General features: G+C 63.9%; 15 protein-coding genes. 8 read left to right on the forward strand and 7 right to left on the reverse strand.

The window, feature by feature from the left end; translation table 11 throughout:
* Window positions 1–26: 26 nt before the first annotated feature.
* The 6 genes from AYK61_RS07230 (at window position 27) to AYK61_RS07255 (ending at window position 5,969) form a co-directional block, all read left to right on the forward strand.
* Window positions 27–923, forward strand: a complete 897-nt coding sequence (locus tag AYK61_RS07230) for a sulfurtransferase (RefSeq protein ID WP_121870314.1) — start codon at window positions 27–29, stop codon at window positions 921–923.
* Complete coding sequence (locus tag AYK61_RS07235) at window positions 920–1,333, forward strand: SufE family protein (protein ID WP_121870315.1); 414 nt, start codon at window positions 920–922, stop codon at window positions 1,331–1,333. Before AYK61_RS07230 ends, AYK61_RS07235 begins: the two co-directional genes overlap by 4 nt.
* Window positions 1,334–1,458: 125 nt before the next feature.
* Window positions 1,459–2,928 carry a condensation domain-containing protein gene (locus tag AYK61_RS07240; protein WP_121870316.1) on the forward strand — a complete coding sequence of 490 codons (1,470 nt, stop codon included), beginning with the start codon at window positions 1,459–1,461 and terminating at the stop codon, window positions 2,926–2,928.
* Between the two features lie 128 nt (window positions 2,929–3,056).
* Window positions 3,057–4,853, forward strand: coding sequence for an acetyl/propionyl/methylcrotonyl-CoA carboxylase subunit alpha (locus AYK61_RS07245; protein WP_121870317.1), 1,797 nt, complete (start codon window positions 3,057–3,059; stop codon window positions 4,851–4,853).
* A gap of 7 nt (window positions 4,854–4,860) precedes the next feature.
* On the forward strand, window positions 4,861–5,286 hold the full coding sequence (locus AYK61_RS07250) for a DUF1707 domain-containing protein (protein WP_121870318.1): 426 nt from the start codon (window positions 4,861–4,863) through the stop codon (window positions 5,284–5,286).
* Window positions 5,283–5,969 (forward strand): haloacid dehalogenase type II, encoded by a 687-nt coding sequence (locus tag AYK61_RS07255; protein WP_121870319.1) that lies wholly within the window; start codon window positions 5,283–5,285, stop codon window positions 5,967–5,969. Before AYK61_RS07250 ends, AYK61_RS07255 begins: the two co-directional genes overlap by 4 nt.
* 9 nt (window positions 5,970–5,978) lie before the next feature.
* On the opposite strand, the gene AYK61_RS07260 is transcribed toward AYK61_RS07255, so the two are convergent.
* The 5 genes from AYK61_RS07260 to AYK61_RS07280 all read right to left on the reverse strand — a co-directional run bounded on the left by AYK61_RS07260 (window position 5,979) and on the right by AYK61_RS07280 (window position 9,002).
* Window positions 5,979–6,539, reverse strand: a complete 561-nt coding sequence (locus AYK61_RS07260; protein ID WP_310886817.1) for an AAA family ATPase — start codon at window positions 6,537–6,539, stop codon at window positions 5,979–5,981.
* Window positions 6,536–7,012: a DUF2306 domain-containing protein gene (locus tag AYK61_RS07265; protein WP_121870320.1), complete on the reverse strand. Its 477-nt coding sequence runs from the start codon at window positions 7,010–7,012 to the stop codon at window positions 6,536–6,538. Before AYK61_RS07265 ends, AYK61_RS07260 begins: the two co-directional genes overlap by 4 nt.
* A gap of 86 nt (window positions 7,013–7,098) precedes the next feature.
* Entirely contained in the window at window positions 7,099–7,926 is an 828-nt protein-coding gene (locus tag AYK61_RS07270; protein WP_121870321.1) for a hypothetical protein, read from the reverse strand.
* Window positions 7,927–7,953: 27 nt separating this feature from the next.
* Window positions 7,954–8,595 (reverse strand): class I SAM-dependent methyltransferase, encoded by a 642-nt coding sequence (locus AYK61_RS07275; RefSeq protein ID WP_259467958.1) that lies wholly within the window; start codon window positions 8,593–8,595, stop codon window positions 7,954–7,956.
* A gap of 5 nt (window positions 8,596–8,600) precedes the next feature.
* Window positions 8,601–9,002, reverse strand: coding sequence for a VOC family protein (locus tag AYK61_RS07280; protein WP_121870322.1), 402 nt, complete (start codon window positions 9,000–9,002; stop codon window positions 8,601–8,603).
* A 168-nt stretch (window positions 9,003–9,170) separates the two neighbouring features.
* Between AYK61_RS07280 and AYK61_RS07285 the strand changes: the two genes are divergently transcribed.
* Window positions 9,171–9,731, forward strand: a complete 561-nt coding sequence (locus AYK61_RS07285) for an alpha/beta fold hydrolase (RefSeq protein WP_121870323.1) — start codon at window positions 9,171–9,173, stop codon at window positions 9,729–9,731.
* Here the strand turns inward: AYK61_RS07285 and AYK61_RS07290 are convergent.
* Complete coding sequence (locus tag AYK61_RS07290) at window positions 9,703–10,053, reverse strand: CHC2 zinc finger domain-containing protein (RefSeq protein WP_183130198.1); 351 nt, start codon at window positions 10,051–10,053, stop codon at window positions 9,703–9,705. The genes AYK61_RS07285 and AYK61_RS07290 overlap by 29 nt on opposite strands.
* Window positions 10,050–10,586: an NTP transferase domain-containing protein gene (locus AYK61_RS07295; protein WP_121872541.1), complete on the reverse strand. Its 537-nt coding sequence runs from the start codon at window positions 10,584–10,586 to the stop codon at window positions 10,050–10,052. Before AYK61_RS07295 ends, AYK61_RS07290 begins: the two co-directional genes overlap by 4 nt.
* Window positions 10,587–10,761: 175 nt before the next feature.
* Between AYK61_RS07295 and uraD the strand changes: the two genes are divergently transcribed.
* Window positions 10,762–12,666 carry a 2-oxo-4-hydroxy-4-carboxy-5-ureidoimidazoline decarboxylase gene (gene uraD, locus AYK61_RS07300; protein ID WP_121870325.1) on the forward strand — a complete coding sequence of 635 codons (1,905 nt, stop codon included), beginning with the start codon at window positions 10,762–10,764 and terminating at the stop codon, window positions 12,664–12,666.
* Window positions 12,667–12,670: the final 4 nt, after the last annotated feature.

The following is a 12,670-nucleotide window of genomic DNA, read 5'->3' on the forward strand; positions in this document are numbered from 1 at the left end:
CGAATATCTTCCGTAGGAGCCGATACGTGCCTGTACCAACCGATTCCACCGCAACGTTCGCCGACTATGCGCATCCGGATCGTCTCGTATCGACCGAATGGCTGTCCGCTCATCTCGGCACCCCCGGCCTTCGCGTCGTCGAATCCGACGAGGACGTGTTGCTCTACGACGTCGGCCACATTCCCGGCGCGGTCAAGATCGATTGGCATCTCGACCTCAACGATCCGGTCACCCGTGACTACATCGACGGCGAGCAGTTCTCGAAACTGATGAGCCGCAAAGGTATTTCCCGGGAAGACACCATCGTCGTGTACGGCGACAAGAGCAACTGGTGGGCAGCGTATGCACTGTGGGTGTTCACTCTGTTCGGACATCAGGACGTCCGTCTGCTCGACGGCGGCCGCGACGCATGGTTGTCGGAGAACCGCGACACCACCCTCGACGTGCCCGAGTTCCCCGCAACCGACTACCCGGTGATCGAACGTCACGACGCGCCCATCCGCGCGTTCGCCTCCGACGTCCTCGGCTCGCTCGGAACGGTGCCGTTGATCGACGTCCGCTCCCCCGCCGAGTACACCGGCGAGCGCACCCACATGCCCGACTACCCCGAAGAAGGTGCTCTGCGCGGAGGTCATATCCCCACCGCCGTGAGCATTCCCTGGGCCAAGGCAGCCGCACCGGACGGACGCTTCCGTTCTCGTACGGAACTGGACGAGATCTACTCCGGTACCTCCGCGACCGACGACGTGATCGCGTACTGCCGTATCGGTGAGCGTTCGAGCCACACCTGGTTCGTGTTGACCCATCTGCTGGGGTACCAGTCGGTTCGCAACTACGACGGCTCGTGGACCGAATGGGGCAACGCCGTTCGCGTTCCGATCGCCAAGGGCGAGGAGCCCGGATCGGCTCCGGCCGCTCGATGAGTGCCCTGCCGGAGTCGCTGGCCGAGATCGTCGACGACTTCGCCGCGGTGGAGGGGCAGGACAAGCTGCAGCTACTGCTGGAGTTCAGTCGCGAACTGCCCCCGCTGCCGGAGCACCTTGCTCAGGATGCGATGGAACCGGTGCCGGAGTGCCAGTCTCCACTGTTCCTGTCGGTGGATGCAGGCGATCCGGCGCGGATCCGGCTGTTTTTCAGCGCCCCGCCGGAAGCTCCGACCACGCGGGGGTTCGCCTCGATCCTGGCGCAGGGACTCGACGGTCTCAGCGCACAGGAGATCCTCGACGTACCGGACGACTTCTACTCGGCTCTGGGCCTGAGCGACGCGGTCAGTCCGCTGCGACTGCGCGGTATGTCGGCGATGTTGGCGCGGATCAAGCGTCACCTGCGTTGACGGGCGACGGCGCAGGTAGTGCGCCGTCGTCTTGATCGATACAACGGGTCGTCGTTAGACTCCGCGACAGGGCCACTGAGGCCCAGTCCCCCCGATGCGTACGACGAAGGTTGGTTGCTGCCGATATGGAGTTCACGGAGTTGGCGGACTACGCGGTTCCCGCGGGCACGCTCACCGAGTGGATACCCAGCGTCGGCCCGCAGGCCCGCACTCCGGAAGCCGCAGGGTGGCATCCCGACGCCAGGCCGACGTCCTATGTTCACGAGGCGCACCTTCGCACGAGCCTGAGCAGTCCTCGTCGCGGTCGTGAATCGTGGCTCGGCGCGGCCTTCGAAATCGCGGGCCCGTTGGACAAGCGCGCGTTTCGCCAGGCAGTTCTGAACTGGATCGACCGGCACGAGGCGATGCGTTCGAGCGCGTCGATCGACGAGGTGACGGGCGAGATGACGCGGGTGACCGCGGCGCAGGGTGCCATCGACATCTGGCAGGTCGAGCAGGAACGGTGCGCGCAATCGAGCGAGGTGTTCGAGCACCTGCAGTATCTGTTCGACGAGTTCACCTCACCGTTGATCTGGCCCGCGTACGCCTTCGTGACTCTCGAACCAATTGACGAGACGCGTCCGATCACCGTGTTCTTCGCTGCGGATCACTCGATCATCGACGGTCTGTCCACGGTGTTGGTCGCGCACGAGATCGCTGCTCTGTACGGCGAGGAACTCGGTGGCGCGCCTGCTGCGCTGTTCGAGGCCGGCAGCTACCTCGACTTCGGTTCCTCCGAACGTGAGAGGAATGCAGAGCTCGAGCACTCGCACGACGCCGTGAGAATCTGGCGGGATTTTCTGGTCGACGGCAATGGTGAGCTACCGGCCTTTCCACTCGACATCGGCGATCCGAGCCCCGACGATCTGCCGCAGGGTGGTTTGTCCGCGTGGGTGCTCGACCCCGATCAGGCCGACTCGTTCTCGGTCGCCTGCCGCAAGACCGGACACAGCCTGTTCGCGGGATTGCTGGCAGTGCTCGCCATCACCGGCTCCGAATTGGGCGGTGGCACTCGTTTCCGCACGGTGACTCCGGTTCACACCCGAGACGAGCCGCAGTGGGCCTCCGCGCTGGGCTGGTTCGTCGGACTGTGCCCCATCTCCTTCGACTTCGCCGGTGCGGACTCGTTCGGCTCTGTGGTCGCGGCGGCCTCGGCCGAGGTGAAGAAGACGAAACCGATCGCCCGCGTTCCTCTCGATCGCGTGTTCACCACTCTGGGCTACTCCGCCCGCCCGCGTTTCGTCGTCTCGTTCATGGATGTGCGGTTCGCGCCTGCCGCCGAGCACTGGCCGGACTGGAATGCCCGCGCGCTACGCAGTAAGCAGTATCAGCACGATGTGTACATCTGGATCAACCGCACGCCGCAGGGAATCAACATCGCGGCTCGCTATCCCAACACCGAGCAGGCGACCGCTCGGGTTCACGAGTACGTCGGTGCCTTCCGAAAGCTGTTGACCGATGTGGCGGACACCGGTACCGCCCGATTCCCTCATGCGGGCGACGATCGGTCCGATATCGGACATACCGACACCGGTCAGATCGCTACCAATCAGTAGCTCACTGCGGGTCGCGGCCGATCCGCTGCAGCTGTGCGGACCGATTGCAGCGACGACAGTGCCGGTGCTTAGACTCCGACGTGACGTTCGCAACGAAGCACGCGAGAAATACATCTGTAGGAGGCTCAGTGCCCAGCCATGCCAGTGCTCAGATCACCAAGGTTCTTGTCGCCAATCGTGGTGAGATCGCGGTGCGGGTGATCCGGGCGGCCGCCGATGCCGGGTTGGCCAGTGTCGCTGTGTACGCCGAGCCCGATGCCGACGCCCCGTTCGTCCGCCTCGCCGACGAAGCCTTCGCGCTCGGTGGACAGTCCTCGGCGGAGTCGTATCTGGTGATCGACAAGATCCTCGACGCCGCCGCCAAGTCCGGTGCCGACGCCATCCACCCCGGCTACGGCTTCCTCTCCGAGAACGCCGACTTCGCCCAAGCCGTCATCGACGCCGGACTGATCTGGATCGGACCCTCCCCACAATCGATCCGCGACCTCGGCGACAAGGTCACCGCCCGCCACATCGCCGCCCGCGCCAAAGCACCCTCGGTCCCCGGCACCTCCGAACCGGTCAAGGACGCCGACGAGATCCTGGCGTTCGTCGACGAACACGGCCTCCCGATCGCGATCAAAGCCGCATTCGGTGGCGGCGGACGCGGCATGAAAGTCGCCCGCACCCGCGAGGAAATCCCCGAACTGTTCGACTCCGCCACCCGCGAAGCCGTCGCCGCGTTCGGGCGTGGGGAATGCTTCGTCGAACGCTACCTCGACAAGCCCCGCCACGTCGAAGCACAGGTCATCGCCGACCAACACGGCAACGTCATCGTCGCCGGCACCCGCGACTGCTCCCTGCAACGCCGCTTCCAGAAACTCGTCGAAGAAGCCCCCGCCCCGTTCCTCACCGACGCCCAACGCAAAGAAATCCACTCGAGCGCCAAAGCCATCTGCCTCGAAGCCGGCTACTACGGCGCCGGCACCGTCGAATACCTCGTCGGCCAAGACGGCCTCGTCTCGTTCCTCGAAGTCAACACCCGACTGCAGGTCGAACACCCCGTCACCGAGGAAACCTCCGGCATCGACCTGGTCCTGCAACAATTCCGCATCGCCAACGGCGAAGAACTGTCCATCACCGAAGACCCCGAACCACGCGGCCACTCCTTCGAGTTCCGGATCAACGGCGAAGACGCCGGACGCGGATTCCTGCCCGCCCCCGGACCGGTCACCACCTTCACCGCCCCCTCCGGACCGGGTGTGCGGGTCGATTCCGGAGTCGAATCCGGCTCGGTGATCGGGGGCCAGTTCGACTCGATGCTCGCCAAACTCATCGTCACCGGAGCCACCCGCGACGAGGCCCTCGCGCGTTCGCGTCGTGCGCTCGCGGAGTTCACCGTCGAAGGGTTGGCGACGGTGATTCCGTTCCACGCCGCGGTGGTCTCCGATCCCGCGTTCATCGGCGACGGCGAATCCTTCGACGTCCACACCCGGTGGATCGAAACCGAATGGGACAACCAGGTCCCCCCGTTCACCGCCGGACAACCCATCGACGACGACGAGGTCCTGCCGCGGCAGTCCGTCGTCGTCGAGGTCGGCGGCCGACGCGTCGAGGTGTCCCTACCCGGGGAACTGTCCCTCGGCGGCAACGGCGGCGGCGGTCCTGCGGGTGCAGTGCGCCGCAAACCCAAAGCCCGCACCCGCGGCGGTGCCGGAGCAGGAGCCGCCTCCGGCGACTCGGTCACCGCACCCATGCAGGGCACCGTGGTCAAAGTCGCCGTCACCGAAGGCCAAACCGTCGAATCCGGTGACCTCATCGCCGTCCTCGAAGCAATGAAAATGGAAAACCCCGTCAACGCCCACAAAGCAGGCACCATCACCGGCCTGACCGTCACCGCAGGCGACGCCATCACCCAAGGCACCGTCCTCGCAGAGATCAAATGACGTAGCGATGTCCGAGCTTCCGGAAATTCGGATCGGTACGGCTGACCGGGAGAAGGCCCTCGAAGCGCTGAGTCTGCACTTCAGCGAGGGTCGGCTCACCGTGCCCGAGTTCGACGAGCGCAGCGCCGTCGTTGCTTCGGCGACGACGCGTGGGGAGATCGACAAGGTCTTCGTCGATCTCCCCACTGCTTCGACGTCGCACACGCCCGCCCAACTCGGGAAGTCTCCGGCACCGGCCGAGAGCGGAGCCGGAATCGATTGGCGCGCAGTAGTGATGCCCCTGGTCGTCTTCGGTTCACTGGCATTGTTCTTCCTCACCGACTTCGATCAGAAGTGGCTCTTCTTCCTTCTCATCCCACTGGCGGGTGCGCTGCTGTCGGCCGGTGGACATTCCAAGGACGAGAAAAAGAAGAAAAAGAAGAGAGATCGTTGAAGGCGCTTCTGTTCGATGTGTTCGGCACAGTGGTCGATTGGCGCACCAGCGTGGCCCGCGAGGTCGAATCCGTGTGTGGTCCCGACGTCGCCAGTCATGCATTCGCCGACCGCTGGCGCAGCCTGTATCAACCGGCGATGGAACAGGTTCGGTCGGGCAGTCGACCGTTCACCCGGCTCGATGTACTCCATCTCGAGTCGCTTCGAGTCGTCCTGTCGGAGTTCGATATTCAGCTCGACGACAGCGATATCGCATCCTTGAATCACGCGTGGCATCGGTTGGATCCGTGGCCGGACTCGGTGCCCGGGCTCACGCGACTTCGTACCCAGTTCATCATCGCCCCGCTCTCGAACGGCAACATCTCGCTGCTGCTCGATATGGCCAAGAATGCCGGACTGCCGTGGGACGCTATCCTCGGCGCAGAACCGGTACAGACATACAAGCCCATGCCCGACGCATATCTCCGCACCGCGGACATTCTGGGTCTCGAGCCGAGCGAGTGCATGATGGTCGCCGCACACAACAGTGATCTCGCTGCGGCCGCGGACTGTGGCTTCGCAACGGCATTCGTCGCCCGTCCGCTCGAACACGGCCCGAGTCAAACCACCGACCGCACCGCGGAATCCGACTGGACTCACAGCGTCGACTCGATCGATTCTCTCGCATCGCAATTGGGCTGCTGACAACACCAGTCACGTCGGCGGAATCAGCTGGTGCGCAATCCACGCGTCCACGTCCCGGTGCGACCGGAATCGAACGATCGGCAGCTCCGGACGGCGCACACTCAACCGTTGCACCCGCTCGGTAGTCAACCGGTAGGTGCTCCAGGCCCACCGGACGATGTACTCGCGATCGAAGAAGATCCGGTGCAGCGGTGGCTCGATGTTGCCGTTCCACAGCTCGTGCCTACCGAGCATGCGGCGTAGCGTCCGAGTTATCACCTGCCGCATGACCGTTCGACGTGGCAGGTCGAGCCACAAGAGCAGATCCGCATCTGCGAGGCGATCGCGCACAACACCGTACTGCCACTCGGTGACCCACGACGGGCGTACAAGAAACTCGTCGACATCGCTCTCGAAGGTCGGACGCGGCGTCCAGTTCGGGCCGTGGAACAAGCTGTCGATCTCGACGTGTTCGATGTCGAGCAAGGACCCGATGCGAGCGGCCAGCGTGGTCTTGCCGGAACCGGATGTCCCCGCGACGACTATTCGCGCGGGGCGATGCGGCAGGGCGGCGTCCGGTCCGACAATCACGAAGGAGACGGTAGCGAATCGTGGAAACCGATAGGCCGTCGACTACGTCGGACGATTGCAACGATCCCGACCATCAAGGGCATCTGCAGAAAAACGATGGCGTTCAGAGCGTCGTTCGGAAGAGGCAAGTAGTCGAAGAACTGGGCCGTTCCGGTCACGATGAGCACCAGGTAGGACAATTGCATCGACAGCATGTGCCGCCGAAGCCACCCCGACCGTGAGCGTCCGACCGCCGGTTGCAGCCAGCCGAACAGCACCAGCGCGGCTGTCAGGATCGACACATCGTGGAACACGCTCCATCCGTCACGGATCTCGGTGACGAAGAACGACGACACGATCATCACCAGAATCGCCACGACATATGTGCGTCCGCATGCCCGATGAAAAGCAGTGCCCTTGCGGGCGAACAGAACCACTGCTCCGACCAGAACGGACAGCACTGCGGCCGAGATGTGCAGCACTGTGATCGGCATCCGCCACCACCTTCCGCGGCCTCGACGCTACCGAATCGCGAGCACCGATGCTGCGCCAGCGTGCTGTACCGGACTGATGTCGCCCTCTACGGTTGGGCACACAGCGCTACGATCGCCTCCGCCATGTGGTTCACGAACTCTCGACGCGCCGACTCGGGCAGCCGGTCGAGTGAGAGGTACGGGTTGAGGTCTTCGAGCTCGACCAGAAGAAGCGCGCCTTCGACGGTGCGGCACGCGTCCACCCGCGTGATTCCGTGGTCGATGTCGTTCCAGTCGACGAATCGTTGCGCGAACTCCTCGTCCTGCGCAGTAGTCGAGTACGGCTCCAGGTCCCAGCGTCGGCCGGGGTCCGGAGCGTACAAGGAGTATTGAAATGTGCGGCCGATGAAGTAGAACGACACTTCGTACACGAAATCGATTCGCGGCTGAATCAGATGGCCCGCCTCGACTTCCGACAGTTCGGCGCGCCCGATGTGACGCATACCGATCGAGTCGGCACCCCATTTCGGTTTCACCACATAGGCATCGACCTCGGGTAGGCGCGAGACGTCCCGTGGGTCGTCGACGGTAGGAATAACAGGAAAGCCAGCTGCACAAAGGTCGACCAGGTACTGCTTGCCTCTCTGGTCGCCTTTGCCGGTGAGCTGGGTGAAGACCCTCGTACCGTTCTCGCGCGCATGGCGAGTGAACGCGTCGAAAGCATCCTGGTACCCCAGCACAGGCCCGGAGTTCCGGATAACGACAACATCGAACCCGTCCATCAGCGCAAGCGCGTCGAGCGGGTGACACAGCGCAATGTCGACCCACTTGCGGAGCTGCGACGACAGGAAGATGTCCTCGTCGCAGTAGCGTCGGCCCCTTGACAGATAAGCCAGGTCGGTGACGAAGAGAACGCGTGGACGGGGTGCATGCATCGGGCAACTCCTACCGGTCTCGAGACGTCACGATGTCCGTTTGCGGGCCAACAGAAATGCCTGCGATGTCGACTCGTAATCCATCGGAGCGCGATGCACGCGCACGTCCACCTCGAAATCGGCCTCGACGAGCATGGCCACGACTGTGTCGGGGTCGAGTCGGTATGCGTCGTACGAGACCGAGTGTCCATACGCCTGCTCCAGTCGCACTCGCTCGTTGCCTGCTTGAAATGCCAACAACAGCAGACCTTCCGGCACCAGCACCCGGTGCAATTCGGCGAATATCCCCGACAATTGCTGTGGCGGCGTGTGGATGATCGAGTACCAGGCAACGATCCCTACCAGGGAGCTGTCCCCCGCGTCCAATACCTCCATCGATCCGACACCGAATCGCAGGTGCGGGTATTCGCGCCGCGCGACCTCGATCATGTTGGGCGACAGGTCCATTCCCACAACCCCGAGGCCGAGGCGGTGCAAATGTTCGGTGATGCGGCCGGTTCCGCATCCCACTTCGAGAACGTCGCCGCTCGACACTCGGTCCGCAAATGTCGCCAACAGTCCGTGCTCGAGATGTCGCCCGTCGAGTTCGTCGCGAACCAGGTCGGCGTAGCTCTCGGCAACGGTGTCGTAGGCGGCCCTCGTCATCGAAACATGCTGCTGCTCGGTCACGGTGGCTACGGTACCGGCTCACCCGGCGTCGACAGGTAGGAGTGCGTCAGCATCTCGAACAAGTGCCCGGTCGGGTCGCGGAAGTACACTCCGCGGCCACCGTGGTCGGTGTTGACAGTGCCGGGTTCGGTCATTCGAGGATCGGCCCAGTGCTCGACGCCCTGGTCGACCAGCCTGGTGTAGGCCGCGTCGAACAGATCGTCGCCCACCCGAAAGGCATAGTGCTGAACCTGAATATCGTCGAAGGGAGGCTCGGCGAATTGAACGAGCGTGCCGTCGGTGAGTTGGACGTTGACGAACGGCCCCCACGACGGTGCCTCCGGCAGGGCGAACAGCTCGCGAAAGAACGCCGCAGAATCGGAACTGTTCTTCGCAACGATGATGGTGTGATCGAACGAAATGGTCATGCGCTGCCTCCTGGGCAGTACGACGCCTCCATGCCTGACGCAGTCCGTCATCGGCACGCGACGCTGCCGACGATGCTCTCACGGACCCCGAATCCGAGTCAACCGGTGAATTCACGGGCCGGCACCGGTCTTCTTCGGTGACAGTATTGCCGAGGAGAGGAACCCAGCATGGTCGGTCGACTTCTGTTCGTTCACGGTGCCGGCGGATTTTTCGACGACGCGGAGCTGGCGCGCTGGTTGGCCGAAGCTCTGCGCCTCGACCTTCGGATGCCGGAGTTGTCCGACACCGCAATGGGTTTCGAGGACTGGGCCGAACCGGTTCGCCGGCACCTCGACCGGCTCGGACCGGAGGATTCGGTGATTGCGCACTCCTTCGGCGCATCGATCCTCGTCAGGGTCTTGGCAGAACATCGACGGGAACGGCCGCGGCGGGCAACTCTGTTGGCGATGCCGGACTGGACTCCGCGTGGGTGGGACGTCGCCGACTACGCGTTCACCGACCCAGAGCCCGAGACCGACCTGACGCTCGTCCACTGCCGGGACGACGACGTGGTTCCCATTTCTCACCTGGCGCTGAACTCGACGGCTCTACCGTCGGCGACGGTGGTCGAGTTCCCGACCGGTGGTCATCAGTTCGACGGCATGATCGACGCCGTTGCCGCCGAAATCCGCGGATGGACGCGTCCCCGCGGGGACGCTTCTACTGACCCCGATCCTCGTAGTCGATGACGAGGCCGACTCGGTTCGCCAGGAGTTCGACCGATTCGATCCTGCTGACCCCGTCGACCGCCTGGATGAAATCGAACGCATCGCCTCCTGCTCCGCACCCGAAGCAGTGAAAACGTTGCCGGGTCGGTCGAACATGCATACTGGGCGTCCGCTCACCGTGCACCGGACACAGAGCCTTCATCGAGTCCAGTCCCGAGCGGACAAGGTGCGTCCGCTCGCTGATCAAGTCTTCGAGCACGACAGCGGCGCGGATGGCATCCACTGTTCGATCGGGAATGCGCCGCTCCATGGCGTGCACGCTACCGCCGCCGGGGCCGCTCACCGATAGTCGTGGTCGATTCCCGTTGCCCATCGAGAACATTCGACGGCAATCACGTCGTCTCTTCCCCGCAGGAAGTCCCGGGCACCGGAGTCTCCCGACGCCGATGCCACGGCTGCGTCGACGTGTCGACGCGCCAGAACGACCGGATGGCCGGGACGGCCGTCGAACACAGCCCTGGCGAGACCGGTCTCCCGCGCTGCGGAGAGCACTGCCTGCACCACCTCGGGTCCGACGTCCGGGGTATCGACCACGTGCACTACAGCGTATTCCGAGTCCGACGCCGCCGACAGCCCGGTGATGAAGGAGGCGCTCATGCCCTGGTGCCAGTCGGGGGTGTGCACGGCGATCGCGCCGTCGGGCATGGGCGCATCCGCCGCGCCCAGCACCACGACGACTCGATCGCAGCCGCCGTTGCGCAACGCCTGCACCGCCGTCTTCAGCCACAGCCCGTCGTGGGCGAGCACTTTGGGCGATCCGTATCGCGTTCCGGCACCGGCAGCCAGTACCACTCCGACGGCGAGGTCCGACACGATCGCTCCTTTCACTCTCGGTTGGAGTCTTGGATGTTCGCACAACATCCATCTCGAGTACGTCGACAAGTTTGTGCGCGCTCGACTAGCGAGGATAGGCGCGATGACTGATTCTTAGTGCACTTCTCCTGCAGCGTCGCAGGAATCCTGCCCTGTTGCTTCCGCGAGGTGCCCAGCCATGTCCGTCAAGCCCACCACACGCAAACGCGTCCATCCTGTCGACGAAGTTCTCCCCGTTCCGAAACTTGCCGCCTACGGGTTCCAACATGTCGTCGCGTTCTACGCAGGCGCTGTCCTGGTGCCGATCATCATCGGCAGCGCGATCGGACTGACCAACGAACAGTTGATTCACCTGATCAATGCGGATCTGTTCACCTGCGGCATCGCATCGATCATTCAATCGGTCGGATTCTGGAAGGTCGGTGTCCGCCTGCCGCTCCTGCAGGGTGTGACGTTCGCCGGTGTCTCTCCGGTGATCGCGATCGCGATGGCGAACGGCGGCGGCACCGAGGGGTTGCTGTACGTCTACGGTGCCGTCATCGTCGCCGGTCTCGTCACGTTCTTCATGGCTCCGTACTTCAGTAGGCTGCTGCGCTTCTTCCCTCCGGTGGTGACCGGCACCGTCATCACGATCATCGGTGTGGCGCTGCTCCCGGTGGCCGTCAACGATGCGGTGACCAATCCTGCTACTCACGAACAGGATCCGACCAACGGACGGTGGATGGCCTACGCGATCGGCACGCTGCTGATCATCGTGCTGATCCAACGATTCTTCAAGGGCTTCATGGCCACCATCGCCGTGCTTCTGGGCCTGGTGATCGGCAGCGCCGTCGCGTTCGCTCTGGGAGACATGAACTTCGACGGCACCTCGGAGGCGTCGTGGGTCGGTTTCACGCAGCCATTCCTGTTCGGTGTGCCCAAATTCAGTGTCGTCGCGATCATTTCGATGATCGTCGTCATGCTCATCATCGCGGTCGAAACCACCGGCAGTGTGTATGCGACAGGTGAGATCGTCGGCAAGCGCATCAAGAAGGACGACATCGCAGCGACTCTGCGCGCGGACGGAGTGGCCACCGTCATCGGCGGTACGTTCAACTCGTTCCCGTACACGGCCTTCTCCGAGAACGTCGGCCTGGTGCGCCTGACCGGTGTGCGCAGTCGCTGGGTGGTTGCCACGGCAGGCGGCATCATGATTCTGCTCGGCCTGCTACCCAAGACGGCAGCCGTCGTCGCATCGATCCCACCCCCGGTGCTCGGCGGAGCCGCGCTCGCCCTCTTCGCCACCGTCGCCGTGGTCGGAATCCAGACTCTGTCGAAGGTGGATTTCACCGATCACCGCAACCTGATCATCGTCGCCACGAGCCTCGGGCTCGCGATGCTCGTGACCATTCAACCGACGGTCTCCGAGGGTGTGCCCGCGTGGCTGGAGATGTTGTTCGGCAGTGGCATCGTTCTCGGCGCGGTCTCGGCAATCGTGCTCAACGTCTTGTTCTTCCACATCGGTGGTCGCGGGCAGGCCGTCGCCGGTGGTCCGGGCAAGGGCATCACCCTCGACAAGGTCAACGAGATGTCCGCCGAGGACTTCGCTGCCACGTTCGGCGGCTTGGTGCAGGGCACTCCGTGGGTGGTCGAACGCGCCTACCAACAGCGGCCTTTCGCCGATGCGCACGGTCTGCGCGAGGCCTTCCAGGAGGCACTGTTGGCCGGCACCACCGAGGAACAGATCGAGCTGATCAACAGCTACCCCGATCTCGGCAGCGAGGACGCCACCGGCACCCTCAACGCAGCGGATCACGTCGGTTTGTCCAACCTGGAAGAGGACGAGCACGACAACATCGTCCAACTCGCCACCGAATACCGCGAACACTTCGGCTTCCCGTTGGTGATCTGCGCAAGGGAGACGGAGCGCTACGATCGAGTCCTCGCGAACGGGTGGTCGCGCGTCGAGAACGCACCGTCGGCGGAGCGGTCGTTCGCGATGATCGAGATCGCCAAGATCGCGAACTACCGGTTCGACGATCTCGTGGCCGATGCCAACCCGATCGCGGCCGCGCGGTTCGGTCGCATCAACGACTTCAGATAGCGAG

It is taken from the genome of Rhodococcus sp. SBT000017, assembly GCF_003688915.1.
GTDB lineage: Bacteria > Actinomycetota > Actinomycetes > Mycobacteriales > Mycobacteriaceae > Rhodococcoides.

What these genes read in the sequence shown, in the direction of transcription:
- AYK61_RS07235 (WP_121870315.1), top strand. Translation starts at nt 920, where the DNA reads ATGAGTGCCCTGCCGGAGTCGCTGGCCGAGATCGTCGACGACTTCGCC.
- AYK61_RS07240 (WP_121870316.1), top strand. Translation starts at nt 1,459, where the DNA reads ATGGAGTTCACGGAGTTGGCGGACTACGCGGTTCCCGCGGGCACGCTC.
- AYK61_RS07250 (WP_121870318.1), top strand. Translation starts at nt 4,861, where the DNA reads ATGTCCGAGCTTCCGGAAATTCGGATCGGTACGGCTGACCGGGAGAAG.
- AYK61_RS07265 (WP_121870320.1), bottom strand. Translation starts at nt 7,012, where the DNA reads ATGCCGATCACAGTGCTGCACATCTCGGCCGCAGTGCTGTCCGTTCTG.
- AYK61_RS07270 (WP_121870321.1), bottom strand. Translation starts at nt 7,926, where the DNA reads ATGCATGCACCCCGTCCACGCGTTCTCTTCGTCACCGACCTGGCTTAT.
- AYK61_RS07280 (WP_121870322.1), bottom strand. Translation starts at nt 9,002, where the DNA reads ATGACCATTTCGTTCGATCACACCATCATCGTTGCGAAGAACAGTTCC.
- AYK61_RS07285 (WP_121870323.1), top strand. Translation starts at nt 9,171, where the DNA reads ATGGTCGGTCGACTTCTGTTCGTTCACGGTGCCGGCGGATTTTTCGAC.
- uraD (WP_121870325.1), top strand. Translation starts at nt 10,762, where the DNA reads ATGTCCGTCAAGCCCACCACACGCAAACGCGTCCATCCTGTCGACGAA.